General features: G+C 63.7%; 22 protein-coding genes and 2 tRNA genes. 17 read left to right on the forward strand and 7 right to left on the reverse strand.

What is annotated here, in order from left to right; all coding sequences use genetic code 11:
* Positions 1-2 precede the first annotated feature (2 nt).
* From KVY23_RS04965 to KVY23_RS05000, 8 genes are all read left to right on the forward strand, one after another.
* A complete protein-coding gene (locus KVY23_RS04965; protein WP_230555558.1) occupies positions 3-1,817 on the forward strand; it encodes an ABC transporter ATP-binding protein in 1,815 nt (604 codons plus the stop codon).
* Positions 1,818-1,852: 35 nt separating this feature from the next.
* Positions 1,853-2,476 (forward strand): YigZ family protein, encoded by a 624-nt coding sequence (locus tag KVY23_RS04970; RefSeq protein WP_230555559.1) that lies wholly within the window; start codon positions 1,853-1,855, stop codon positions 2,474-2,476.
* A gap of 183 nt (positions 2,477-2,659) precedes the next feature.
* Complete coding sequence (ssb, locus tag KVY23_RS04975) at positions 2,660-3,184, forward strand: single-stranded DNA-binding protein (protein ID WP_230555560.1); 525 nt, start codon at positions 2,660-2,662, stop codon at positions 3,182-3,184.
* Positions 3,185-3,312: 128 nt separating this feature from the next.
* Positions 3,313-4,992 (forward strand): energy-dependent translational throttle protein EttA, encoded by a 1,680-nt coding sequence (ettA, locus tag KVY23_RS04980; RefSeq protein WP_075839412.1) that lies wholly within the window; start codon positions 3,313-3,315, stop codon positions 4,990-4,992.
* A 5-nt stretch (positions 4,993-4,997) separates the two neighbouring features.
* Entirely contained in the window at positions 4,998-5,411 is a 414-nt protein-coding gene (locus tag KVY23_RS04985; protein ID WP_075839381.1) for a thioesterase family protein, read from the forward strand.
* Positions 5,412-5,524: 113 nt separating this feature from the next.
* The gene (locus tag KVY23_RS04990) at positions 5,525-10,432 is read left to right on the forward strand and encodes an NAD-glutamate dehydrogenase (RefSeq protein ID WP_230555562.1); all 4,908 of its coding nucleotides are present in this window, start codon (positions 5,525-5,527) and stop codon (positions 10,430-10,432) included.
* 30 nt (positions 10,433-10,462) lie between these two features.
* A complete protein-coding gene (locus KVY23_RS04995) occupies positions 10,463-10,927 on the forward strand; it encodes a thioesterase family protein (RefSeq protein ID WP_269417562.1) in 465 nt (154 codons plus the stop codon).
* Entirely contained in the window at positions 10,920-11,606 is a 687-nt protein-coding gene (locus KVY23_RS05000; RefSeq protein ID WP_075839380.1) for a hypothetical protein, read from the forward strand. Before KVY23_RS04995 ends, KVY23_RS05000 begins: the two co-directional genes overlap by 8 nt.
* A 10-nt stretch (positions 11,607-11,616) precedes the next feature.
* On the opposite strand, the gene KVY23_RS05005 is transcribed toward KVY23_RS05000, so the two are convergent.
* A complete protein-coding gene (locus KVY23_RS05005) occupies positions 11,617-13,188 on the reverse strand; it encodes a glycoside hydrolase family 13 protein (protein WP_206508655.1) in 1,572 nt (523 codons plus the stop codon).
* Positions 13,189-13,364: 176 nt separating this feature from the next.
* On the opposite strand from KVY23_RS05005, the gene KVY23_RS05010 reads away from it, so the two are divergent.
* Positions 13,365-13,853, forward strand: coding sequence for a cupin domain-containing protein (locus tag KVY23_RS05010; protein ID WP_075839411.1), 489 nt, complete (start codon positions 13,365-13,367; stop codon positions 13,851-13,853).
* Here the strand turns inward: KVY23_RS05010 and KVY23_RS05015 are convergent.
* Positions 13,842-14,237 carry a globin gene (locus KVY23_RS05015; RefSeq protein WP_206508656.1) on the reverse strand — a complete coding sequence of 132 codons (396 nt, stop codon included), beginning with the start codon at positions 14,235-14,237 and terminating at the stop codon, positions 13,842-13,844. The two genes, KVY23_RS05010 and KVY23_RS05015, sit on opposite strands and share 12 nt — an antisense overlap.
* Positions 14,238-14,350: 113 nt before the next feature.
* Positions 14,351-15,325, reverse strand: coding sequence for a mechanosensitive ion channel family protein (locus KVY23_RS05020; RefSeq protein WP_139318135.1), 975 nt, complete (start codon positions 15,323-15,325; stop codon positions 14,351-14,353).
* Between the two features lie 192 nt (positions 15,326-15,517).
* Between KVY23_RS05020 and KVY23_RS05025 the strand changes: the two genes are divergently transcribed.
* Genes KVY23_RS05025 through KVY23_RS05035 form a run of 3 tightly spaced genes read left to right on the forward strand, consistent with a single transcriptional unit; the run spans position 15,518 to position 16,924 of the window.
* On the forward strand, positions 15,518-16,165 hold the full coding sequence (locus KVY23_RS05025) for an HNH endonuclease (RefSeq protein WP_187346754.1): 648 nt from the start codon (positions 15,518-15,520) through the stop codon (positions 16,163-16,165).
* Positions 16,166-16,209: 44 nt separating this feature from the next.
* A complete protein-coding gene (locus tag KVY23_RS05030; RefSeq protein WP_075839376.1) occupies positions 16,210-16,461 on the forward strand; it encodes a hypothetical protein in 252 nt (83 codons plus the stop codon).
* Positions 16,448-16,924 (forward strand): DUF5130 family protein, encoded by a 477-nt coding sequence (locus tag KVY23_RS05035; RefSeq protein ID WP_206508546.1) that lies wholly within the window; start codon positions 16,448-16,450, stop codon positions 16,922-16,924. Before KVY23_RS05030 ends, KVY23_RS05035 begins: the two co-directional genes overlap by 14 nt.
* 84 nt (positions 16,925-17,008) lie before the next feature.
* On the opposite strand, the gene pepN is transcribed toward KVY23_RS05035, so the two are convergent.
* Entirely contained in the window at positions 17,009-19,582 is a 2,574-nt protein-coding gene (gene pepN, locus KVY23_RS05040) for an aminopeptidase N (RefSeq protein WP_230555563.1), read from the reverse strand.
* Between the two features lie 158 nt (positions 19,583-19,740).
* On the opposite strand from pepN, the gene KVY23_RS05045 reads away from it, so the two are divergent.
* Positions 19,741-20,358 (forward strand): DsbA family protein, encoded by a 618-nt coding sequence (locus tag KVY23_RS05045; protein WP_230555564.1) that lies wholly within the window; start codon positions 19,741-19,743, stop codon positions 20,356-20,358.
* Positions 20,359-20,416: 58 nt separating this feature from the next.
* On the opposite strand, the gene KVY23_RS05050 is transcribed toward KVY23_RS05045, so the two are convergent.
* Entirely contained in the window at positions 20,417-21,094 is a 678-nt protein-coding gene (locus KVY23_RS05050; protein ID WP_230555565.1) for a DUF429 domain-containing protein, read from the reverse strand.
* A 16-nt stretch (positions 21,095-21,110) separates the two neighbouring features.
* Here KVY23_RS05050 and KVY23_RS05055 point away from each other — a divergent pair, with 16 nt between their 5' ends.
* Together KVY23_RS05055 and KVY23_RS05060 are read left to right on the forward strand one after the other, a co-directional pair.
* Positions 21,111-21,605, forward strand: coding sequence for a ribose-5-phosphate isomerase (locus KVY23_RS05055; protein ID WP_075839409.1), 495 nt, complete (start codon positions 21,111-21,113; stop codon positions 21,603-21,605).
* Positions 21,606-21,607: 2 nt separating this feature from the next.
* Positions 21,608-22,405, forward strand: coding sequence for an Fpg/Nei family DNA glycosylase (locus tag KVY23_RS05060; protein ID WP_230555566.1), 798 nt, complete (start codon positions 21,608-21,610; stop codon positions 22,403-22,405).
* A 13-nt stretch (positions 22,406-22,418) separates the two neighbouring features.
* On the opposite strand, the gene KVY23_RS05065 is transcribed toward KVY23_RS05060, so the two are convergent.
* Both KVY23_RS05065 and KVY23_RS05070 read right to left on the reverse strand, forming a co-directional pair.
* A complete protein-coding gene (locus tag KVY23_RS05065) occupies positions 22,419-23,156 on the reverse strand; it encodes a DUF1542 domain-containing protein (RefSeq protein WP_230555708.1) in 738 nt (245 codons plus the stop codon).
* A 210-nt stretch (positions 23,157-23,366) separates the two neighbouring features.
* A tRNA-Gly gene (locus KVY23_RS05070) sits at positions 23,367-23,440 on the reverse strand.
* Positions 23,441-23,671: 231 nt separating this feature from the next.
* Here KVY23_RS05070 and KVY23_RS05075 point away from each other — a divergent pair.
* Positions 23,672-23,745 (forward strand) — tRNA-Pro (locus tag KVY23_RS05075).
* Between the two features lie 151 nt (positions 23,746-23,896).
* Positions 23,897-25,273, forward strand: a complete 1,377-nt coding sequence (gene tig / locus KVY23_RS05080; RefSeq protein WP_075839374.1) for a trigger factor — start codon at positions 23,897-23,899, stop codon at positions 25,271-25,273.
* Positions 25,274-25,344: the final 71 nt, after the last annotated feature.

The raw sequence follows: 25,344 nt of genomic DNA on the forward strand, positions 1-25,344 counted from the left end.
ACTTGGCAAGACCACCCACGAACTCGCCATCGACTACAGCTGACCCCGCGCCCGTCCGACGGGTCCTGAGTCTCTTTCGCCCGTATCGCGCGCGCATCGCCGTCGTCACGGCGATCATCGTCTTCAGTGCCGTCATCGCACTCGCGTCCCCGTTTCTGCTGCGCGAACTGCTCGACCACGCCATACCCGATCGCGACGTCACCCTCGTCACGCTGATCGCCCTGGGCATGATCGCAGTCGCAGTCATCACCAACACCCTCGGTGTCCTACAGACCTGGCTCTCCAACATCGTGGGCCAAACACTCATGCACGACCTCCGTGTGTCGGTGTACGCCCACCTGCAAAAGCAGTCGCTCGGATTCTTCGCCCGCACCCGTACCGGAGAAGTTCAGTCCCGCATCGCCAACGACATCGGTGGCATGCAATCGGTCGTCACCAACACAGCCACGTCCATCGCGCAGAACGCCACCACCGTCGTGGCCACCGTCGTGGCACTGTTTCTGCTGGATTGGAAGCTTGCGCTCTTCTCGCTCGTCATCCTGCCGGTATTCGTTCGTATCGCCCGCCGCATCGGAAACGAACGCCGGAGGATCTCGGGCACGCGGCAGCGGTTGCTAGGTGAGCTGTCGGTGCAAATCGAAGAGTCGCTCTCGGTCAGCGGAATTCTGCTGGGCAAGACCACCGGATCGTCGAGCGTGCTCACCGAGCAGTTCGCGCGGCGGTCCGACGAGGTCGCCGACGTCGAACTCGAGGCGATGATGGCCGGCAAGTGGCGGATGGCGACTATGCAGATCAGCTTCGCCGTCATGCCCGCGCTCGTCTACTGGTTCGCCGGCATCACCATCGGCAACGGGAGCGCGCTGACCGTCGGAACCCTGGTCGCGTTCACGACTCTGCAGACCCAACTCTTCCGTCCCACCATGCAGTTGTTGAACACCGGCGTGGAAGTGCAGAGTTCGCTCGCCCTGTTCGGGCGCGTCTTCGAGTATCTCGACCTGCCGATCGACATAGCCGAACCGGTCCATCCGAAAGCGCTCGACCGCAACGACGTTCGCGGAGATGTTCGTTTCGACCACGTGGACTTCGCCTATGCCGGCGCGAACCAGTCGACGCTGCACAACATCACGCTCGATGTTCCGGCCGGAAGCACCCTCGCTCTCGTCGGGTCGACCGGATCGGGAAAGACGACACTGGGATACCTCGCAGCACGGTTGCACGATCCGACGCAGGGCCGAGTGAGCATCGACGGCATCGACCTGAGGGATCTCGCGACCACCACGGTCGCAGACCTCGTCGGCGTCGTCTCGCAGGAGACCTACCTGTTTCATGCGACGATTCGCGAGAACCTGCGCTTCGCCAAACCCGAGGCCACCGACGCCGAAATCGAGCACGCCGCAAAGATCGCGCAGATCCACGATTTCGTCTCCGCACTCGACGACGGCTACGACACCCTCGTCGGCGAACGCGGATACCGGTTCTCCGGCGGTGAGAAGCAGCGTCTCGCCATCGCGCGGACAGTACTGCGCAACCCGCCCATCCTGGTGCTCGACGAGGCGACCAGCGCATTGGACAATGCAACCGAAAGGGCACTGCAGGTAGCCCTCGACGAACTGATGAAAGATCGCACCACCATCCTCATCGCCCACCGACTCTCGACCGTCCGGGCAGCCGATCGCATTGCCGTACTCGACCACGGACGTGTCGTCGAATCCGGCACGCACGAGCAGTTGCTGACTTCGGCAGGCCGGTACGCCGAACTTCTCCGATCCTCGCAGGACGATCCCGCCGAACCGGACCCATCTCGAGTCGCCGCGTAGCGTCGGCACCGAAGACCGAAACCACAGGGGGACGGGTGTTCGTCACTATCGCCGGTTCCGTAGCCGCCGAGGCCATCGTGAAGAAGTCGAGATTCCTCGCTCTCATCGAGCGTGCGGAGTCCGAGGACGCGGCTCGCCGAGTGGTCGCGTCCGCGCGGTCGGCACACCCCGGAGCAGGTCATCACTGCTCCGCTTTCCTCATCGGCGATATCGCAGGCGCGCGGATCGAGCGCAGCAGTGACGACGGAGAACCGACCGGGACGGCCGGACACCCGATGCTCGAAGTGCTTGCCGGGCGTGATCTGACCAACGTCGTCGCCGTCGTAAGCAGATACTTCGGCGGTACCAAACTCGGTACCGGTGGACTGGCGCGCGCGTACTCGGGAGCAGTAGCGCAGGCGCTGACCGATGCCCGGCTGGTCCGGCGGGAGAGGCGAGAACTCGTACGCGTGGAGTTGAGTCACGCCGACGTCGGTCGAATCGAATCCGAACTCCGCACGCGCGGAGTAGAGGTGGTGTCGATCGAGTATCTCGCGCGCGCTGCGGTCACCTTCTCGACGGTGAACCCCGACCTGCTGGAGGGACTACTCGCGAGCTCGACGGCGGGGGAGGCTCGGCCCGAGCGTCTCGGCTCGCAGTACGTCGACGTCGCCTTGTAGTCAGCAGCCCGTAGCACGGACGCCCGACGACAGGGCCGCGAAATCGGCCAGTTTCGGCACTTTGTCCACAGCCTTCGCCTCTATCCACAGATTCCGCTCGCGGCCGTTTCGCGTCTCGTTTTCGAGGCAGAGTTGGCACACGGGTCGAGCACCGTTCGACCGAAACAGGCGAGGGGGAACAACATGTACGAGGCGCAATGTGCAGTGGTGGGGACCGTCATCACCAATCCGGTCAAACGGTCGACCGCATCAGGCGACGAGGTGCTGAGCTTCCGGATGGCGAGCAACGCCAGACGCCAGGACCGTGCGACAGGTGAGTGGACGGACGGCGGCACACTCTTCCTGACCGTGACCTGCTGGCGGAGGCTCGTCAAGGGCGTCGGAGGCTCGCTGATGAAGGGTGACCCCGTGATCGCGTACGGGCAGCTCAAGACCAACGAATACACGACGAGGGAAGGCGTCGAACGCTCCGGTGTCGAGATGACCGCCAGCGCGATCGGCCCGGACCTGGCCCGCTGCATCGTCACGGTCGCACGCGCGAGGCCGGTGCAAGCCTCGACCGCCGGCGAGGATGTCGACCGGGAGAACAGTGATCAGGAGAACGACGGGGCAGCGGGGTCCTTCGAGGCGAATGGAGACGGCGACAACGACGAGTTCGGGTTGTCCGACTCGGAGGTGGCCGAGGACGTCGAGGTGGGCGTCGGGTAGCACCGTGCTGCCGCGTCCGGACCCGTCGGCGAAGAGTCGGGTCCGGACGCGCGGCTGGTGAGCGCGCTGTGTTCGCAGCGAATCGGGCGATGGTGTCGGTGAGGCTCCGGACCGATAAGCTGGCCGGCATGGCGGAATTCATCTACACCATGAAGAAGGTGCGCAAGGCGCACGGCGACAAGGTCATCCTCGACGACGTAACGATGAGCTTCTATCCGGGAGCGAAAATCGGTGTCGTCGGCCCCAACGGCGCCGGCAAGTCGAGCATCCTCAAGATCATGGCGGGGATCGATCAGCCCGGTAACGGAGAGGCTTTCCTCGCGCCCGGCGCGTCGGTGGGCATCCTCATGCAGGAGCCGATCCTCGACGACTCCAAGAATGTCCGGGAGAACGTCGAAGACGGGCTCGGCGAGACGATGGTGCAGCTCAAGCGCTACAACGAAATCGCCGAGCTGATGGCCACCGATTACTCGGACGAGCTCATGGAGGAAATGGGCGATCTGCAGGAAAAGCTCGATCACGCCGACGCGTGGGAGATCGATTCTCAGCTCGAGCAGGCGATGGATGCTCTGCGTTGCCCGCCGCCCGAGTCGCCCGTGACCAACCTCTCCGGTGGTGAGAAGCGCCGCGTCGCACTCTGCAAGCTCTTGCTGAGCAAGCCGGATCTTCTGCTCCTCGACGAACCGACAAACCACCTCGACGCCGAGTCCGTGCTGTGGCTCGAGCAGCACCTCGCTGCGTATCCCGGCGCAATTCTTGCCGTGACACACGACCGGTACTTCCTCGATCACGTCGCACAGTGGATCGCCGAGGTGGATCGCGGTCACCTCTACCCGTACGAGGGCAACTACTCGACCTATCTGGAGAAGAAGGCAGAGCGCCTCGAGGTCTCGGGCAAGAAGGATCAGAAGCTGCAGAAGCGGCTCAAGGACGAACTCGCATGGGTTCGCTCCGGCGCAAAAGCCCGGCAGGCCAAGAGCAAATCGCGTCTGGCTCGCTACGACGAAATGGTCGCCGAGGCAGAGAAGACCAGGAAGCTCGATTTCGACGAGATCCAGATTCCCAACCCGCCGCGGCTCGGCGACATTGTCGTCGAGGTCAAACATCTCGACAAGGGCTACGACGGTCGGGTCCTCATCAAGGACCTCTCGTTCACCCTTCCGCGCAACGGCATCGTCGGTGTCATCGGCCCCAACGGTGTCGGCAAGACGACGCTGTTCAAGACCATCGTCGGACTCGAAGAACCGGACAGCGGAGAGGTCAAGATCGGGCAGACGGTCAAGCTCAGCTACGTCGACCAGAACCGCTCCGGAATCGACCCGAAGAAGACAGTCTGGGAGACCGTCTCCGACGGACTCGACTTCATCACCGTCGGGACTTCAGAGTTCCCATCTCGCGCCTACATCAGCTCGTTCGGGTTCAAGGGACATGACCAGCAGAAGCCGGCGGGAGTGCTTTCCGGTGGTGAGCGCAACCGTCTCAACCTGGCGATGACGCTCAAGCAGGGCGGAAACCTGATCCTGCTCGACGAACCGACCAACGACCTCGACGTCGAAACACTCGGTTCGCTCGAGAACGCACTGGAAGAGTTCCCCGGTTGCGCAGTGGTCATCTCGCATGATCGCTGGTTCCTCGACCGCACCTGCACGCACATCCTGGCGTGGGAGGGAGGCTTCGGCGACAACGAAGCAGCCTGGTACTGGTACGAGGGCAACTTCGAAGGCTACGAGGAAAACAAGGTCGAGCGACTCGGACCCGATGCGGCTCGCCCGCACCGCGTCACGCACCGCAAACTGACCAGGGACTGAAGTCTTTGTCGGGCAAGGTATTCGAGTACTCGCTGCAGGTTCGGTGGAGTGACTCGGATCGACTCGGGCATGTGAACAACACCCGTTTTGTCGAATACCTGCAGGAAGCGCGGGCGCATTTCATCACGCAAGTTCTGATGGAAGCAGTGGGCAGCAGGGGAGCGACGGTCGTGCGCAGGCTGACCGTCGACTTCTTGCGGCCGATTTTCGACGAATCGGGTCCGCTCGTCATCGAGGTGTCCATCTTGCGCATAGGCCGGACGTCGTTCCAGGTGAAGCAGCGTGTTCTGGATGTGAGCGGCGCACTGTGTTCCGAGGCGGAGGCAGTCATGGTGGCTTTCGATCTGGAGTCTCAAACGCCGCGTGCGCTGACAGATCGAGAGAAGTCGGTCCTGGCCGAATACGAAATCGCCGGCTAGGCCCCTCGAATAGGGCGGTTCCGGAGATAGGCTCGTCCGGGTGGCGGCGAATCGGGACACGTTGCCGCACGGACTTTCGCCGCGACAACCCTCACAGGGAGTGATTCGAGAACATGCCGAACTCGTCGGACAGGCACACGGCGGATACGCGCACGGTGGACAGCGGTGCGACGGATGGGGATTGGACGAGGGGACTTTCGGAGGAGCTGGTGGCCTCGCTCCCCGAGGTCAAGGCCGCCTACTTCGCACATGTCGACCTCGATGATCTCGACAGCTCCATCCCCGAGCCCGAGCTGGGCATGTTTCGACTGCATCTTCAGCTCGCGGCGCACAGAGGCGAGGGCGAGGCGAAGGTCCGCGTCCACGTTCCCGACGACGCGGCGAGCGGCGCGGCAACCGGCGTTGCGCTGCAGATCGTCACCGATGACATGCCTCTACTGGTCGAGTCGGTGGTCTCGCAGCTCTCCCGACTCGGCGTCGAGATCACCGATGTAGTTCATCCGATTCTGTCGGTGGCTCGCACCGCTGAAGGGGTCCTCGTTGCGGTCGCGCCGAGCAACGGTGCCTCCAGCTCTCTCGGTGAGTCGCGGGCTGTTCGAGAGTCGTGGATGCACGTTCAGCTCGAATCCTCGGTCTCGGAGGAGATCATCGACCGCCTCGGCGATGCAATCGTCGAGGTGCTCAGCGACGTTCGCACAGTCGTCACCGACACCGATGCCATGCGCGCGGTCCAGAGTGACGTGGCGGCCGCAATGGACAGTACGGCGCAACAGCGTGGCGAAAGCTCTGCTGCCGAATTGACCGATGCGGCGAGGCTGCTGAGGTGGCTCGCCGACGGCCACTACACGCTGCTCGGCTACCGCCGATGCAACGTCACCCGGGATGCCGAAGGTGATCTGCGTTCGGAGCCGGATGAGACGAGCGGCCTCGGAATGCTTCGAGACGACGACCGACTCGTCGCCGACTCGTGGGCGCTGAGCGACCGGTCCGCGATCGTCGACCTGACCCAGGGCTCGAGCCCGGCGAGAGTCCACCGCGCGGTGTACCCGTACTTCGTTACGCTGTTCGACTCCGAGGCACCGGAGTGGGGTGAGCATCGGTTCGTCGGCGTCTTCACTGTGACGGCGCTGCACGAGAACGTCTTGGACATCCCGGTGATCGAGAATCGTGTGCGCACGGTCATCGAACGGGCCGGGTTCGATTTGGCTTCGTTCTCGGGGCAGGCAATGCTCGAGGTGCTGCAGTCGATGCCTCGGTCGGAGCTGTTCGCAACTCGTGTCGATGCACTGTACGAGCGGGCAACTGCGGTGATGGCCATGGGACGCAGACGCAAGGTCAAGGTGTTCCTGCGAGCGGATTCGGGCGGCGCCTTCGTTTCCGCTCTGGTGTATCTGCCACGTGATCGCTACACCACACGGGTACGACTGGCGGTACAGAACGCTTTGCTCGAAGAATTGCGCGGCACGGGGCTCGACTACACCGCGCGCGTCACCGAATCCGATCTGGCCCTGTTGCATGTGACGGTGCGGCGCAGCGCCGACGAAGACGTGCCCGTCGATCTGTCCTCGGCGAACATCGCCCGTATCGAGGGGCTTCTGAGCGAGACGATCAGAACGTGGGAAGACGGACTGAGCGAGGCGGTCTCGCTGAGCGAGGACACCGATCGGGTGGTTGCCTCTCGCTACGCCGAGGCCTTGCCCGAGGCCTACAAGCAGGATTTCACCCCCGAACGTGCCGTGTTCGACATCGCACGGTTCGAGTCGTTGACCGACGGTGCGATCGACATGCAGCTCTACCGCAACGACGACTCCGACGTGGGTAGCTGGAGATTCAGTCTCTACATCGGTGGACGTGGTGTGTCGCTGAGCCAAGTCCTCCCGGTGCTGCAGAGCCTCGGCGTCGAGGTGGACGACGAGCGCCCGTACCCGGTGGTTCGACCGGACGGAATGCAATGCTGGATCTACGATTTCGGTGTGTCCGCATCTCGCGAGATGCTGATCACCGCAATCGACGACGATCTGCACGCGGAGCTGCAGGGTGCCGGCGCTCCCGACCGGGAATCGCGCGTGCAGCTGCGATTCACCGATGCCTTCACCGCGGTGTGGCATGGCCGCGCGGATGCCGACCGTTTCAACGAGCTGGTGATGCGTGCCGGACTGGATTGGCGGCAGGCGCAGGTGCTCCGCGCCTACGCGAAGTATCTGCGCCAGGCGAACTTTCCGTACAGTCAGTTCAACATAGAGGGCGTGCTACTCGCGCATCCTCATACCGCCCGGTTGCTCGTCGGGCTCTTCGAGGCTCAGTTCGATCCCGATCGCGAGTCCAAGGAGCGTTCGAAGGAACTGCGCACCGAACTCGGTTCTCTCATCGACGACGTGATCAGTCTCGATGCAGATCGCATCCTCAGGGCGATCTTCGAGCTGATTCGCGCGACGCTTCGAACCAACTTCTATGTCCTCGACTCCGAGGGCGCGCCTCGCGAATTCCTTTCCCTCAAACTGGATTCGCAGCGGATCGCCGAATTGCCCAAGCCCAAACCCACCTTCGAGATCTTCGTGTTCTCGCCCCGGGTCGAGGGTGTACATCTTCGTTTCGGTGAGGTCGCCCGCGGTGGGTTGCGATGGTCCGATCGGCGCGAGGACTTCAGGACCGAGGTCCTCGGCCTCGCGAAGGCCCAGATGGTCAAGAACGCAGTCATCGTTCCGGTGGGAGCCAAAGGCGGATTCGTCGTCAAGCGGCCGCCTGCGGTGACCGGTGATGCGGCTACCGATCGTTCGGCTACAGCAGCGGAAGGCCAGGCGTGCTACCGGTTGTTCATCGCCGGTCTGCTCGATGTCACCGACAACTTCGAACGTGCAACGGGGACGGTGATTCCTCCGAAGCGTGTGGTGCGACGCGACGGCGACGACACCTACCTCGTGGTCGCCGCGGACAAGGGCACGGCGACCTTTTCCGATATGGCCAATGCTGTTGCGGCGGAATACGACTTCTGGCTGGGCGACGCCTTCGCCTCCGGTGGGTCGGCAGGCTACGACCACAAGGCCATGGGTATCACGGCCAGGGGTGCATGGGAGAGCGTCAAGCGGCACTTCCGTGAGATCGGAACCGACACTCAGACTCAAGACTTCACGGTTGTCGGTGTCGGCGATATGAGCGGCGACGTCTTCGGAAACGGGATGCTGCTGAGCAGGCACATCGGTCTCGTCGCCGCCTTCGACCACCGCCACATCTTCCTCGATCCCCATCCGGATCGGGCCACGAGTTACGCAGAACGTGAGCGGCTGTTCTCGCTCCCGCGGTCCTCCTGGGCGGACTACGCTTCCTCGGCTATCTCCACTGGTGGAGGGGTGTGGGAGCGGACGGTGAAGTCCATTCCGATCAGCCCCGAAGCCAGGGTGACGCTCGGCCTCGACGACAGGGTCACCTCGATGTCGCCACCGGAACTGATGCGCGCGATCCTTCAGGCGCCGGTCGATCTGCTGTGGAACGGCGGGATCGGCACCTACATCAAGGCCTCGACCGAAACGAACGCCGAGGTCGGTGACAAGTCGAACGACGCAATTCGAGTCGACGGCAACGAAGTTCGCGCAACTGTCGTCGGTGAGGGCGGCAACCTCGGAGCCACAGCGCTGGGGCGAATCGAATACGACAAGTCGGGCGGTCGCATCAATACCGACGCCGTCGACAACTCGGCCGGTGTCGACTGTTCCGACCACGAGGTCAACATCAAGATTCTCCTCGAATCGGCCATCGCCGACGGCACGCTCGACCGTGATGATCGTGACGAACTGCTGGCGTCGATGACGGACGAGGTTGGACGACTCGTGTTGTGGGACAACATCATGCAGAACGAAGTGCTCGGAACCTCGCGGCGCGACGCGCCTGCCCTGGTCACCGTGCATCGACGCGTCATCAAGGATCTCGAAGTTCGGCGGGGGGTGGATCGTGAACTCGAAGCACTTCCGAGCGACTCGGACCTTCGTAAGCGCAAGCACAACAATCGCGGACTGACCTCACCGGAGCTGGCGACGGTGATGGCCCACGTCAAGCTGGGGTTGAAGAGCGACCTGCTGGCCAGCGAACTGCCCGACAGTGACGTGTTCGCGCCGCGGCTGCCCAAGTACTTCCCTGCACCTCTGCGGGAGCCGTACGCGCACGCCATCACCTCGCATCCGCTCCGTCGGCAACTCGTCGCTACCGCCTTGGCGAACGAGACGGTCGATTGCGGCGGCATCACGTTCGTCTACCGACTTGCCGAGGATGCCGGGGCCACGGGCACCGACGCGGTGCGCGCTTTTGCCGCGGCGACAGCGATTTTCGATCTCGACGCGTTGTGGGACGAGATCAGGTCGGCCGATCTCACCGCGGAGTCCTCGGATGCACTGTTGCTCGAATCGCGGCGTGTACTCGACCGCGTTGCGCGGTGGCTGTTGGCCAACCGGCCGCAGCCACTCGCCGTCGGAGCCGAGATCAGCCGTTACGCAAGAAAGGTCGCCTTGCTCAGGGGTCGGGTGAGTGGATGGATCGACGGCCATCAGGCCCGAGATCTCGACGACAGGGTCTTTTCTGCGGTCGAGCGGGGTGCGCCGCATGCCCTCGCCGCCAAGGTGTACCAGTTGCTGGATATCTTCTGCCTTCTCGACATCATCGACGTCGCGGACATCACCGATCACGACCCCGCCGAAGTGGCCGAGCTGTACTTCGCGCTCGACGCGCACATCGGCATCGACTGGTTGTTGACGTCGGTATCAGGCCTGGCACGGGGGGACCGCTGGCATTCGTTGGCGCGGTTGGCACTGCGCGATGACCTCTATTCCTCGCTCCGCGCCATCACCAAGGAAGTACTGCTCGGTGGTGAACCGCACGAGAGTGCCGCGGAGAAGATAGCGGAGTGGGAATCGACCAACTCGTCGAGACTCGCTCGCGCACGCGCGGCTCTCGGCGAGATCGCTGAATCCGGGCCGCTGGAGCTGGCCACGCTGTCGGTTGCGGCCCGCCAAGTCCGCAGTATGGTTCCCTGACTGCGGACCACGAGAGAAGGAAGCAACGTTGTGAGTGTGCCCGAGGGCCATCTGTCGGACAAGCGTGCGCCGAACGAGCGCATAGGATTTCACACCAGCGTCGATGTCCGCTGGTCGGATATGGACGTGTACCAGCACATCAACCACGCCAGGATGGTGACGCTTCTCGAGGAAGCACGCATTCCGTGGCTGCTGGTCGATGGTAGGCCGACCGCCGATCTCCGCAACGGAGCGGTGATTGCGGATCTGCACGTCAAGTATCGGGGACAGCTGCGGCACGAGGACGGTCCGCTGGACGTGTTTATGTGGGTCGACAAGGTGCGCGCAGTCGACTTCGTCTGCGGCTACGAGGTGCGCGCGCAGGGCAAGTCTCTCGATACTCCTGCGGCGATCGTCGCCTCGACTCAGATCGCGGCATTCGACATCGACGCTCAGCGGCTGCGCCGGCTGACCAACGAGGAACGCGCGTACCTCCAGAGTTGGCAACGTGTTTGAGCGAACGCTTACTGTCCCGGACGCAGTCGAGCGCGAGAACCTCACTGCCTTCCTGACGAAGGTCGTTCGGCTCGACGAGGCGGCGGTGGTCCGACTCCGTGCCAGATCGGACGGCCGCCTCTCGGTATGGGCCCCGACAGGATTCGATTCGCTTGCAGTGCGCGTGATCTCGGGGACTGTCGTGCCCGACGACACCTCGGCCGGGGCGGATCAACTCCTCGCGGCACTGGCAACCGTCTCCGAAGGCGTGGTGGACCCCGGTTTCTCGATGGATTCCGCCTGGCGTGGCGCGCTACCACCGGACCATGGTTTCGAGCACGTCGACGACGTGCCCGCGCGGGTACTGATAGACCTCGCCCAACGTGGTGCCCGCCTGGCGAAGGAGCACGGCAGTAGTCACGGTCCGCCGGTCTCGCTGCTGGACCAGAAAGTCCTGCACGTCGAGGGGGCCAACGAAACCGTTCCCATCACCATGCGGACGGTATTCGCGCTCACTGCAATGGGATTCGTTCCATTCACCGGACACGACGCTCTTTCGTCGGAGGCCGATCTCGCTCGTATCGACGAAAGCGAGAAGGTTCGCGTACGCGCCACTGCGGTGTGGCTCCGTCTCGACGCGCGCTACGGCTCGGTATTCAGCCGACGCTCCAACCCGTTGTCGCTGACCGTGGAGCGCTGACAAGACAGGCTCAAACGAGCCAGGCAGCGGTATCGGGCGGAAGGTGGCCGTCGACCAGCGGCGCGCTGGACATCAGTACCTCGCCGGGGGGAAGCGGAATGGGTACGTCCGTCGCGTTGAGCGCGCAGATCAGCCCACCGCTCCTGCGAAAGGCGAGGCAGCCGGGAGGGCTCCCGTACCAGTCGATTCCGACCCCGGTGAACTCCGGACGAAGTGCGCGCAGCTCGAAAGCGGACCGATACAGGCTCAACATCGAGTCCACATCCTCGAGTTGTTGCTCGACCGTCAGTGACGCCCATTCGACGGGCATGGGCAGCCACGTGTTCGGCGAGGAACTGAAACCGAAGGGCGGCTTCGAGTTTTCCCAGGGCAGGGGCACACGGCACCCGTCGCGGCCGCGCTCGGTGTGGCCGGAACGCTCCCAAACGGGGTCCTGCAGTGCGTCGTCGGGCAGATCTGCATTGGGTAGTCCCAGCTCGGCCCCGTTGTAGACGAACACCGCACCGGGCAAGGCAAGTTCCAGAAGGAGCATCGCGCGGGCACGAGCATGTCCTCTGCTGCCGCCGCCATATCGGGTGACCTCGCGCACGACGTCGTGGTTGGACAGTGTCCACGTCGGTGTGCCGTCGACGCGGGCGACCGCATCGAGGGAGTTCGACACCGCATGTCGAATCTCGTTCGCATCGAACGCGGCCTCGGCCAGACGGAAGTTGAACCCGAGGTGCAGTTCGTCGTGGCGGATGTATTCGCTGAACCGAGCGTTGTCCTGGACCCAGATCTCGCCGACGGTGACGGCATCAGGGAATTCGTCCATGACCTTGCGAATCTGGCGGTGAATGTCATGAACGGCGTCGTTGTTGAACCGCGGGTCGTCGTCGTCGTTCTTCATCAGCTCGTTGAGGTCGAGATTCATATCGATCAGCTCGTCGGGCTTGGCCATGCCGTGCGCGACATCGATGCGAAAACCGTCCACGCCGCGGTCGAGCCAGAAGCGCAGGGTCCTCGCCAGATCCTCGAACACTTCGGGGTTGTCCCAGTTCAGGTCCGGCTGCTCGGTGGTGAAGATATGGAGATACCACTGGCCGTAGGAGCCGTCCGCTTCGCGCACTCGAGTCCATGCGGGACCGCCGAAGATGCTGGGCCAGTTGTTGGGTGGCTGCGAGCCGTCCTCACCCTTGCCGTCGCGAAAGATGTACCGCGCCCGCTCCGGACTGCCGGGCGCAGACTCCAATGCTGCCACGAACCACGGGTGTTGGTCGCTGGTGTGGTTGGGCACCAAGTCCATGGTGACCTTGATGTCGCGTGCATGCGCCTCGCTGATCAATGCGTCCATGATGTCGAGGTCCCCGAACAGCGGGTCGATGGCCCGCGGGTCCGAGACGTCGTAGCCGTGATCGGCCATGGGGGAGCGCATGACGGGGCTCAACCAGATCGCGTCGATGCCGAGTAGCTCGAGGTAGCCCAATTTGTCCCGAACTCCGCCGAGGTCGCCGACTCCGTCGCCGTTCGAGTCCGCGAACGACCGGGGATAGATCTGGTAGAAGATTGCGTCCTTCCACCAGGGTGCGGTTGCCTTGCCCATCGGATCGGTCACAACTGGCAAGTCTGCCAAACGTAGGAGCGGGAGCGTAAACAGGGACGCCGATGTAGTGGCTCATCACATACCGATGTTTCGGTTTATCGGACCGAAACAGTCGATTAGTCCGTTTGATGAGGTACCGTTCCGGTTCGAACCGACGCGAGAGGTGCGACATGCCGATGTCCGAACGATCGATCGAAGCCGTACGCCTGAGTGAAGTGTTGTTGCATGCCGACCCCATCGACTCGGACTGGATTCTCGACGGGCAACCCGAGGCGCGATCGGCCGAATGGTCACGCAGTGTCGACGGAACCACGACGACCAACGTCTGGGACTGCACTGCGGGGCGCTTTCGCTGGTTCTTCGCCGTCGACGAGATCGTGCACATCATGGACGGATCGGTCACGGTCTCGTCCGAGGATCACCCAGCCCGCACATTGGTCGCCGGCGACGCCGCGCTCTTCCGCGCCGGAACCTGGTCGGAGTGGCACGTCGAGAACTACGTGCGCAAACACGCGATCCTGCGGCGGCATCTGCCGGCATCGATGTCCTTCGCGCTTCAGTTCGCCGGCAACGTTCGCGGCGCGCTCAGGCGAGCCAAACAACTCGGACGCACCGACGCTGCCGCGTCCACTACCGCTGGTATGCGGTCCGGTTCACAGAGCTGAATTGACCATCGAGTTGGCAGCCATCTCCATGTAATCCACCAACTGGGCCCGGTGGCTTGCGTCGAGCACCGATTCGTCGATCGACGCTATCGCGATGTGCATGCAGCGCAGCCACGCGTCACGTTCGAGTGGGCCGATCGTGAACGGAGCGTGTCGCATCCGCAGGCGGGGATGACCGCGTTCGTCCGAGTACGTGCGCGGCCCACCCCAGTACTGCTCGAGAAACATCCGCATGCGCCGCTCTGCGGGAGCGAGGTCCTCCTCCGGGTACAACGGCCGGAGGATTTCGTCGTGCTCCACCTGCTGGTAGAACGTTGCGGTCAGTTTGCGAAAGGTGTCCGCGCCGCCGACCGCGTCGTAGAAGGTCTGCTGCGGTTCGGTCATCGTCGGTTCTTTCCGCTCGGTGTCGCTGTCTGTCTCATAACGCTGTCTGTCTCATAACGCTGTCTGTCTGGCAACTGTGTCTGATCGTGTTGTTGCCGTCGGGTACGAGTCTGTCACTTCGTCAGGTCGGGGATAGGGCCACCCATGCGTCCCTGCGGGTACGGGGCCTGCACACCCGCGTCGACGAACGCTTGCAGAATCTCGCGGTGCAACCGGCGCTGAACCGCCCACTGGCGACCCGGTCGTACCTTGACCGTGATGCGGATGGTGACCGTGTCCGCACTGACCGCGTTGACGCCGAGCATCTCCGGATCGCCGAGCAGGTCTTCCTCGAACACGCCGGAGGTCACCACATCGTGTGCGGCTTTCTCGGCGACTGCGCACGCCTCGGCCACGTTCGCCGTGTGAGCGACGGGTAGGTCGAGTACCGCGACCGCGAATCCCTGACTCATGTTGCCGACACGAAGCACTTCACCGTTCCGGCAGTACCACACCGTCCCGTTGATATCGCGGATCGTCGTTACCCTCAGGCCGACGCTTTCGACGGTGCCGACAGCTTCACCGAGATCGACGATGTCGCCGACGCCGTATTGGTCCTCGAGCAGCATGAAGATGCCCGAGAGGAAGTCGCGCACCAGGTTCTGGGCGCCGAAGCCGAGCGCAACGCCGACGATTCCGGCAGACGCGATGAAGGGCGTCACGTTCACGCCGACGACGTCGAAGGCGGAGAGTACGAACCACGTGAGAACGACGACGGAGACGCCGGACTTGAGTACGGAGCCGATCGTGGTCGCGCGCTGTCTGCGACGTTCGCTCAGTATCGAGCCCTGCAGAGAACTTGTCGCGCGCTCGCGAAGCGGGCGCAGCAACATCGGTGACCGTTCGGACGTGCTGGCGCTTCGCTTGGTGAAACGGTCGATCAGTCTGTGCAGTACCCAGCGGAGCGCGATCGCGAGGAGGAGATAGCCGAGAACCTGCAGGGGCCGGTTGACCAGCCAATCCCGACTCGTCTCCGTCAGTTCGAACGACCTCGAGTCGATCGCGAGTGCAGTTGTGTTCAGGACAGAGTTCGGAGCGGATAGAAACACTTTCAAAGTCTACGGACGACGCGCAAACTTGCCACCCGCCTTCTTCGACCGCCGTGAGTTGGCCGCGCGTTAACCGTCCGGCCACGGTATTTATCGAGAAAAGGGGTGTGCACACCCGCCTGTTTCGTGTTCCACTGTCACACGTGTTCCGCGCAAGCCATGCGCGGGCGCCGACTCTTCAGGAGAACACCCATGAAGAACAAGCAACACCGTCACCGACAACTCCTGCCCAACGATGTCCACGACACCGCAGACCAGCGGCAACGGATATCGGGGGGCTCTCCGCTACATGTTGTCTCTCCTGGCGAGGACAGTGTCCCGGCTTGGGTAAAACGCCGCGTCCTGCTTCTCAACGCCACCTTCGAGCCGCTGACCGCTCTTCCGATGCGTCGCGCAGTTGTTCTTCTCGTCTGCGAGAAGGCGGACGTCATCCACGACGACCCCTCGGGACCGTTCATCCGCTCGGCGGACTTCTCGGTCCAGGTACCGTCCGTCATCCGACTCAGAACGTTCGTTCGAGTTCCTTACCGCGCCCGTGTCCCGATGACACGCGCTGCCCTGATGCACCGTGACCGATTCCGCTGCGCCTATTGCGGCGCCAAGGCCGAGACCGTCGATCATGTGATCCCACGAAGCCGCGGTGGGGAACATTCCTGGGAGAATTGCGTCGCGTGCTGCGCGCCCTGCAACCACCGCAAAGCAGACAAGATGCTCAGCGAGCTCGGTTGGACGCTGAGGGCGCAGCTCGTGCCTCCCAAGGGGCCGCACTGGAGGTTGCTCGCGAGCAACAAGGAACTCGATCCTTCCTGGCTTGCGTATCTCGGTGAAGGTGCTGCCTGACCCGGCGTCGCTCTCGAGCGCAAAGTCGACTAACCTCACATTCTGTGAGCATCCTCGAGACATTGCTGATATTCGGCGTGATTCCGCTCGCGATCATCGGAATCATCGGCGCTCTGTCCTACCTCTCCGCCAAGCAGCCCGGCATGAACATCACGCCGTACAAGCTGTCGGACAAGTGGACGCGCGACCCGATTCTGTGGAGCGCGACCGACGAAGTGACACCACACGGTGGACACGGAGACTCTCACGCATCGACGACTGACTTGATCGGAGGCTCGGCAAGTGGCAAGTGGTGATCTGGTCAAGAGCAACATCGACGCGGACGTCCTGCCCTACGGTGCGGCGCTGACCGGTAGCGGACGAATTTCGGCGGTCTTCCCGTTCGGCACGTTGAATCCGGAACTGCTGCCCTTCGAGACACCGGACCTGGTGGCGTTGGACGATGCACTCATCGAAGCCACGCGTGCAACTCAGATCCGTTTCAACATCTACGTCGGCGACCTCGGTGCCGACGCCGCATCCGGAGCGGACGAGGTCTTTCCGCATACCCCCGATGCGATCCGTTCGATCCTGATCGCTGTGGATCCCAACAGCAAGGCCATCGAGATCCGGAGCGGCAGCCGCGTCAGCGACCGAGCCAACGATCGCGTCGCCCAACTCGGTATCACCGCTGCAGTCGGCCCCTTCCGCGACGGAGAACTGATCGACGGGCTCGTCAGCTCGGTCCGCGTCATGGCCGCAGCTATCGTCAGTCCCTGACGCAGACAACTTCAGCTCAACGCACTGCGCCGTTCGACCGACTCGGTCGAACGGCGCAGTGCGTTGGTCTCTACCGCTCGGGCGTCAGCTTGCGTCGAATTTCCGAGCCGCCAACGAGCGCACAACCCCGGCGCGCCCCTCGATGACAAGACGACGAAGAGCCGGCGTCAAGTCCTTGTCGAGGAATCGATCCGCCGTGGCAACCGACTCGTCGCTGATCGACCAGGATGGGTAGAGGCCGATGACGACCGTCTGCGCCACCTCGCTGGAGCGACGTGCCCAGACGTTCTCGATGGCGCCGAAGTAGCGATCCACGTACGACGAGAGCAGCTCGGACTGCCCCGGACCGGCGAAGCCGCCGATGATCGCTCGGGCGGTGGTGTTGGGCACCGAATCGTCCTCGACGACCGTTGTCCACGCTTGTTCTTTGACCTCGCTGTCGGGGCGGATCGCGCGTGCCGCTGCGGCGGAGCGTGCGCCCGCGGCGGTGTTGTCCCGCTTCGCCTCGGCGTCGATGACCGGTGAATCCACGCCGTCGGCGTCGATTGCTCCGGCCGCCGCGAGCGCTGAGACCAGACGCCACCGCAGATCGGTGTCGACCTCGAGTCCGTCGAGGTTCTGGCCGGCGACATCACCGTCGAGCAGTGCCTGCAACACCTCGACGTGGCGATCCGCGAGAGCCGTACCGGTCAGAGTGTTGATGAAGGCCAACTGATGATCCGAACCAGCCTCCGCCGAACGGGCGAAAGCGAGGACCGCATCGGCGAACTCCGGCTCGCCGTGCTCCTTGGCCCAACTCGGCTCCGCGTATGCGGTGATGGCGGTCTGAGCCTGCAGCAGAAGCCGCTGCATGACCCCGACCTCGGTCTCGGTACCGATTCCGCTGAGCACCAAACCGGCGAAGTCGCGAGCCTTCATCTCTGCCTGCCGAGTCATTTCCCAGGCAGCCGACCACGCCAACGTGCGGGGGAGTGGCTCTGCGATGTCACCGATGCGAGCGAGAAGCGTCGACAAAGACTCCGGGTCGAGACGCACCGAGCAGTAGGTGAGGTCGTCGTCGTTGACCAACACGAGCTTCCCGCGCGAAACACCTACCAGCGCTGGCACCTCCGTACTTGCAGAGGCCTCGAGATCGATTTCGACCCGCTCGGTGCGAACCAGTTTGCCGTCGGCGTCGTCGTAGATGCCGACGGCGATGCGGTGCACCCGATGTTCACCGGCGCCGGGTTCCGCACCGCCCTGTTCCACGGCGAAGCGAGTGAATTTTCCGTTCTCGTCGACCTCGAAGTCGGGGCGAAGGGTGTTCAGGCCCGTGGTTCGCAGCCACTGGCTGCCCCAGTCGGACAAGTCTCTTCCCGAGGACTTTTCGAGCGCCGCGAGCAGGTCCGAGAAGGTCGCGTTGCCGTAGGCATGGTCGACGAAGTAGCTACGCAGACCGGAGAGGAACTCCTCCTTGCCGACGTACGCCACCAACTGCTTGAGAACGCTCGCGCCCTTTGCATAGGTGATGCCGTCGAAGTTGACCTCCACGGCCGCGAGATCGGGAATGTCGGCGGCGATCGGATGCGTGGAGGGCAGCTGATCCTGGCGGTACGCCCATGCCTTCTCGACGTTGGCGAACGTCGTCCAAGCGTTGCTGTATTCGGTTGCCTCGGCCTGGCACAGCACCGAGGCGAACGTTGCGAACGATTCGTTGAGCCACAGATCGTCCCACCACGTCATCGTGACGAGATCGCCGAACCACATGTGAGCCATCTCGTGGAGAACTGTTTCGGCGCGACGCTCGTACGACGCGCGTGTCACCTTGGAGCGGAAGACGTAGTCCTCCAGGTAGGTCACGGCACCGGCATTTTCCATGGCACCGGCATTGAACTCGGGCACGAAGAGCTGGTCGTACTTGCCGAATGCATACGGGGTGCCGAAGTTGGCGTGGTAGAAGCCGAAGCCCTGCTTGGTTTCGGTGAAGAGTCGCTCGGCATCCATATAGTCGGCGAGCGAGGCTCGGCAGTAGAGGCCCAGCGGTATCGTCCCGTGGTCGTCGGAGTACGAGTCGGTCCACTCGGCGTACGGGCCGGCGATCAACGCGACCAGGTAGGTGCTCATCAGCGGTGTCGTCTCGAACACGTGCTCAACCTCAGCGGGATCGACGGCGTGCGCGGCGTTGGAGATCACTTTCCAGCTCGAAGGCGCGCGCACCTTCAACTCGAACGTCGCCTTGAGGTCGGGCTGGTCGAAGCAGGCGAACATCCGCTTGGCGTCCGCAGTTTCGAATTGGGAGTACAGGTATACCGAGCCATCCGAGGGGTCCACGAAACGATGCAAGCCTTCACCGGTGTGCGAATAGACGCAGTCGGCCACGACAGTCAGTTCGTTGTTCTCGGCAAGATCGGGCAGCGTGATGCCCGTCTGCTCGTCGTACTCCGCCACATCGAGGTCGACGCCGTTCAGCGTGGCGGACCTGATACCCGCGGCGACGATGTCGACGAACGTCGAGGCGCCTGGCGTCGCCGTGAACGTGATGGTCGTGGTGGACATGAAGGTCTTCTCACCGGGATTGCCGGCCCCATCGGTGAGGTCGAGTTCGATTGCGTAGCCGGATCGGCCGAGCACGTTCGACCGTTCGGCAGCCTGGTCGCGGGTCAGGTTGGGAGCAACCACTTTGCGTATGCACCTTCTCGAAGTAGGAAACGTTGTATTCCACACATCCCACCACGTCCGCCGGAAAGCATGGTGGTCAAGGGATACGGTGGAATGTGTGGGGGGTTACCACGGTTGGCACTTTCGGAACCATCCTCGCCGAACGAAGGAGTTTTCACGTGACCGAAAAAGGACAGAAGGACACCGCGGATTTCTGGTTCGACCCGCTGTGTCCTTGGTGCTGGATAACATCCCGCTGGATCCTCGAGGTCGAGAAGGTTCGCGATATCGACGTCAACTTCCACGTGATGTCTCTGGCCGTTCTCAACCAGGGCCGCGATCTTCCGCAGGAGTACGCGGAGATGATGGAAAAGGCGTGGGGACCCGTCCGCGTCGCCATTGCTGCCGCAGAGTCCGAGGGCGAGAAGGTCCTGCCCGCTCTCTACACGGCCATGGGAACGCGCATCCACAACGAGGGCAACAAGGACTTCGCAGTCGTCATCGAACAGTCCCTGGCCGAGCTCGGATTGCCCGCGACCCTCGCGGATGCCGCCGACAGCTCCGACTACGACGACGCGCTCCGTACGAGTCACCACGCGGGCATGGACAAGTTGGGCCCCGATGTGGGTACCCCGACCATCCACGTCAACGGTGTCGCGTTCTTCGGACCCGTTCTCTCGCGCATTCCACGCGGCGAGGAAGCCGGGAAGCTGTGGGACGCATCGGTCATCTTCGCGGAATTCCCGCACTTCTTCGAGCTCAAGCGCACCCGGAACGAGGATCCCGCCTTCGATTAGGCGCTTCGCGCATGTGCGCGGAAATACATAGCCTGCTATGTATTTCCGCGCACATGCCTCAGGCCACGATGCGGTCGGTGGCGTCCGCCGTCCCGAAGACGCGGTGCTCGCTGCGGCCGAAGCGCCATGCCGACCAAGCCGCGGCGGCGGCGTCCAAGGCGTCGTCGAGCGCGGGCCCTGCGGGGAGTTCGGCGAGGCCGTCGGCGAGGTTGCCCGGATCGATCCAGGAGGCTAGGCCCTTCATCCGCTGGCCCGCCCCGCGTCCGGACTTCTTCGATGCGAACGCGGTTCCGGGCTGCATGACGCGAAACGAACATTCCGGATGAACCTCGACGATGCGTTCACGGTCGAAGCGGGCCTCGCGCCAGGCCCGAATTCCGGGCAAGAGAAACCACGTCTGCTTGCTGATCGCCTTGCCCGTCGACGCACGGGAGATGGCGCAGGCGTCCTCGTAGGACTGCGCGTGCAGTACGGCAGCAGTGGGGGTGTGAAAGATCGAGGATCGAGCCGGTCCGAGGAAGCGCTTGGCTTCGAGCTCGCTGACCCGGTAGCCGTGCGACGGCATCGACAGTGGCATATCGACACCGACCGAAGCGCAGTGTCCGGTCCTGTCGAGAATCGACTCGACATCTGTGGCCACCTCCCACGCCATCGATGTTCCGTCGAAGAGCGCGATGACCCATTCGCCTCTCGCGCCGTCGATTCCGGCGACCACGTTCTGCGAGTGGAAGTTCACCTGTCAGACTCTATGCATGCGCGTATACCTGGGTGCAGACCATGCCGGTCTCGAATTCAAGAATCAGATCATCGACCACCTCACGGCAACCGGGCACGAACCGGTCGACTGCGGCGCGTTCGACTACGACCCGGTCGACGATTACCCCGCATTCTGCATCGACGCCGCTCGCCGCGTCGTAGCCGATCCGGGTAGCCGCGGGCTCGTCCTCGGTGGCTCCGGCAACGGCGAGCAGATCGCCGCGAACAAGGTGCCCGGTGCCCGGTGCGCGTTGGCGTGGAGCGTCGAGACCGCCACGCTGGCCCGGGAGCACAACGACGCCCAGCTCATCGGCATCGGCGGCCGCATGCACACCCTGCCGGAGGCGCTGGCAATCGTCGACGCTTTCCTCGGCACACCCTTCTCGGGCGAGGAGCGCCATCAGCGGCGCATCGACATCCTGTCCGAGTACGAGCGCACCGGCGACGCGCCGGCGGTGCCCGGTGCGCCGGCTGCAGACAACCCTGCCTGACGGTGCCCGAGGGCCACACTCTGCACCGGCTCGCGCGGTTGCATCAGCGCCGGTACGGCGGATCCGCTGTCGAAGTGAGCAGCCCGCAGGGGCGTTTCACCTCGGGTGCCGCGCTGATAGACGGCCTCGTACTGGAGACGGCAGAGGCGTGGGGGAAGCATCTGCTGCACCGCTACGAGAGCGATCTGATCGTGCACATCCACCTCGGGCTCTATGGCAAGTTCACCGAGCAGCAGGTGCCGATGGCCGATCCGGTCGGGGCGGTGCGGCTGCGGATGGTCGGTAGCGACTACGGCACCGACCTTCGCGGGCCGACAGCATGCGAGATCTACACCGAGCAGCAGGTCGATGCGCTGAAAGCCCGGCTGGGTCCGGATCCGATCCGGACAGATGCCGACCCCGAACGCGCGTGGGGACGAATCACGAAGTCCCGCACTGCTATCGGGACCCTACTGATGGACCAGAAGGTGCTGGCCGGGGTCGGAAACGTCTACCGGGCGGAGATTCTCTTTCGGCACGAGATCAGTCCCATGCGGCCGGGCAAGGACCTCGATCACGCCGAGTGGGATGCGCTGTGGCTGGACCTGGTGGAACTGATGAAGATCGGTGTGCGCCGAGGCAAGATCATCACCATCAGACCCGAGGACGATCACGGGGAAGAGAGCTACGGGCGTAATCGGCCCCGCACCTACGTCTATCGCAGGGCCGGGCGACCCTGCCGAATCTGCGGAACCGAGATCCAACACTCGGTGATGCAGGCGCGCAACCTCTTCTGGTGCCCGGTCTGCCAGCCAGCCTGAGTACCGCGCCAGTTCAGATGCCGAATCCGCCGTCGAATCCGCCGTCGAATCCGCCGTCGAATCCGCCGCCCATGTCGCCACCGGTGTCGCCGCCGCCCATGTCGCCACCGGCGTCACCGCCGCCTACATCGCCACCGTCGCCGCTGCCCTCGGAGCCGTCACCTGCACCGCTCTCGAAGCCCTGCTCGCCATAGGGCACGCCTGCCATTCCGGAGAACATCGCCGAGAACAGGAACATAGATCCGATGCCCCAGGCGCCTGCGACGAGTGCGGGCCGCCACCACGGCTCGGAATACCAACCGGCGGGAACGGGCCGCCCGGCCACCTTGCCACCCGGGTAGTAGTTGGGGGTGCGGTCCGACGGAGTGGGCGACGCCTCGACCTGGCGGCCTTCGAAGTCGACCGAACGGTGCTCGGTGACCTCGCCCGCGGACTTCTGCCCGTCGAGTCCGGCGATGGGTGGACCGGGGTCCATGCCCATCGCGATGCGGGCAGCACGGATGTAGTAGAGGCCTTCGAGCGCTGTCTGCTTCGCAAGACGTGCCTGCTCCACCGTGGTGGCCTGGTCGATTTGTGAGCCGGCGGCGATATTGCGCTCCGACGCGTCTGCCAGCGCCTGCCGAGATGCGGTGTCGGTGCCGAGCAGGTTGTAGATCTGGCCGCCGAGCCGCTCGATGGCTTGGCGAGCGTCCGCTTTTGCGTCGTCGACAGTGCTCGCCGACCGCGCCGCAGCGTTCTTCTGACTCCGCATCACCAAGAACACCACAGCGGCGATCACGACGATGACAAGTAGGAAAGCTTCCACTGCCTATCCCTCCCGGGGCTTCGAATATGTACGTCAGGTATCCGCCGTCAGGCGGACAAACCGGGCACTATCGAGGGTACGTGTCCAGCCGGCGGGGTGGGTCTGGCGCGAAACGAAAAAGGCCCGTTCCTGCAAGTGCAGGAACGGGCCTTTCGATGGAGCCGATGACGAGAATCGAACTCGCGTAGCCTGTTTGGAAGACAGGGGCTCTACCATTGAGCTACATCGGCATGCGAGCGACGAGTTGGGATCGCCAAGTGCGTCGCTTGCGTGTCGAAACTCTACATAACCTTCCGCGCGGATTACAAACCGCCTGCATGTAGAGTCTGCGGAGACGGACGCGGTGGCCCGCTCGCGGGGACCGGAGTCGTCTGCTGTTCAATGTTGCCTGTAGGTTGAACAGCGTCGGTACGGCACGAACGCGGGTTTTTTCGACGTGTACGCGTTCGGAAGGCGAATGACGGGGTGTGGCGCAGCTTGGTAGCGCATCCGCTTTGGGAGCGGAGGGTCGCAGGTTCAATTCCTGTCACCCCGACAAGATGAGTTCGGACCCGGATTACGGGTCCGAACTCGGACACGATTCGACCGCATCGCCAGCGATTGCGCCGACGATCACGCACGGTTCGCCGAGAGTGACGGCGATTCGAATCGACAGCAAGGTACGACCACCAGAAGGAGCATGTCCCGTGAAGAGCACCGTCGAGCAGCTCAGCCCGACGCGAGTCCGTATCAACGTTGAGGTGCCCTTCGAGGAGCTCAAGCCTGATTTCGACCGCGCCTACAAGGCACTCGCGAAGCAGATTCGTCTGCCTGGCTTCCGTCCGGGCAAGGCTCCGGCCAAGTTGCTCGAGGCGCGGGTCGGCCGCGGCGCCGTGCTCGAGCAGGTCGTCAACGACGCACTCCCGGCACGCTACTCGGAGGCTGTGACCTCGGAGAACATCAAGCCTATCGGCCAGCCGGAGATCGAGATCACCAAGATCGAGGACGGTGACGAGCTCACATTCACCGCCGAGGTCGACATTCGCCCCGAAATTGCACTTCCGGATTACTCGACCATCAATGTCACGGTCGATCCCCTGAAGGTCGATGACGCGGCCGTCGACGAGCAGCTGCAGTCGCTGCGTCAGCGGTTCGGCACGTTGACCGGTGTCGATCGCGCTGTGCAGGACGGCGACTTCGTCTCCATCGATCTCTCGGCAACTGTCGACGGTGAGACGGTCGAGGAAGCATCTGCAAACGGACTCTCGCACGAGGTCGGCTCCGGTCAGCTGATCGAGGGACTCGACGACGCCATCGTCGGTGTCGCTGTCGAGGAGTCCAAGGAGTTCACCTCCACGCTGGTTGCCGGCGAGCACGCAGGCAAGGAAGCGGTCGTGACCGTCAAGGTCGTCTCGGTCAAGGAGCGCGAGCTTCCCGAGGCCGACGACGAGTTCGCGCAGCTCGCCAGCGAGTTCGACACGATGGACGAACTCCTCGCAGATCTGAAGACGCGTGCCGAACGAGTCGCGAAGGTCGAGCAGGCAGGCCAGATCCGCGACAAGGTGCTCGAGACACTCCTCGAGACCCTCGAGATCCCGGCCCCCGAAGCGATCGTCAAGGCCGAGGTCGACTCGCAGCTCCACGAAGCCATCCATGGCCTCGACCACGATGAGGAAAAGTTCGCCGCGCTGCTCGAAGAGCAGGGTTCGAGCCGCGAAGAGTTCGACAAGGACGTCAAGGAGACCGCCGAGAAGTCGGTGCGTACTCAGTTGCTCCTCGACGCGATCGCAGAAGCCGAGCAGACTCAGGTCGGTCAAGACGAGCTCACCGAGCGGATCATCTTCCAGGCGCAGCGCTACGGCATGTCCCCGGAGGACTTCATCGCGCAGGTTCAGCAGGCGAACCAGCTCGGTGCAGTCTTCGCCGACGTGCGCCGCGGTAAGGCCCTCGCCTCCGTCGTCGACCGTGTGAACGTCACCGACACGAGCGGCGCAGATGTGGATACGGCCGAGCTCTTCGGCAGCCCGGCGATCGAAGAAGAGCCTGCAGCAGGCGATTCTGCCGAGGGTGAACAAGAGAAGTAACGCTGACAGCGAACGACGGCGGTTCCGGGACTCCGGGGCCGCCGTTCTTCGTTAGTGTCTGTATCAGGAAT

The organism is Rhodococcus sp. I2R (assembly GCF_020889545.1).
GTDB lineage: Bacteria > Actinomycetota > Actinomycetes > Mycobacteriales > Mycobacteriaceae > Rhodococcoides.

Bases quoted from the DNA above. Each gene is read 5' to 3' on its own strand.
- ssb (WP_230555560.1), top strand. From the start codon at position 2,660: ATGTACGAGGCGCAATGTGCAGTGGTGGGGACCGTCATCACCAATCCG.
- ettA (WP_075839412.1), top strand. From the start codon at position 3,313: ATGGCGGAATTCATCTACACCATGAAGAAGGTGCGCAAGGCGCACGGC.
- KVY23_RS04990 (WP_230555562.1), top strand. From the start codon at position 5,525: ATGCCGAACTCGTCGGACAGGCACACGGCGGATACGCGCACGGTGGAC.
- KVY23_RS05005 (WP_206508655.1), bottom strand. From the start codon at position 13,188: ATGGGCAAGGCAACCGCACCCTGGTGGAAGGACGCAATCTTCTACCAG.
- KVY23_RS05010 (WP_075839411.1), top strand. From the start codon at position 13,365: ATGTCCGAACGATCGATCGAAGCCGTACGCCTGAGTGAAGTGTTGTTG.
- KVY23_RS05015 (WP_206508656.1), bottom strand. From the start codon at position 14,237: ATGACCGAACCGCAGCAGACCTTCTACGACGCGGTCGGCGGCGCGGAC.
- KVY23_RS05025 (WP_187346754.1), top strand. From the start codon at position 15,518: ATGAAGAACAAGCAACACCGTCACCGACAACTCCTGCCCAACGATGTC.
- KVY23_RS05055 (WP_075839409.1), top strand. From the start codon at position 21,111: ATGCGCGTATACCTGGGTGCAGACCATGCCGGTCTCGAATTCAAGAAT.
- KVY23_RS05065 (WP_230555708.1), bottom strand. From the start codon at position 23,156: ATGCGGAGTCAGAAGAACGCTGCGGCGCGGTCGGCGAGCACTGTCGAC.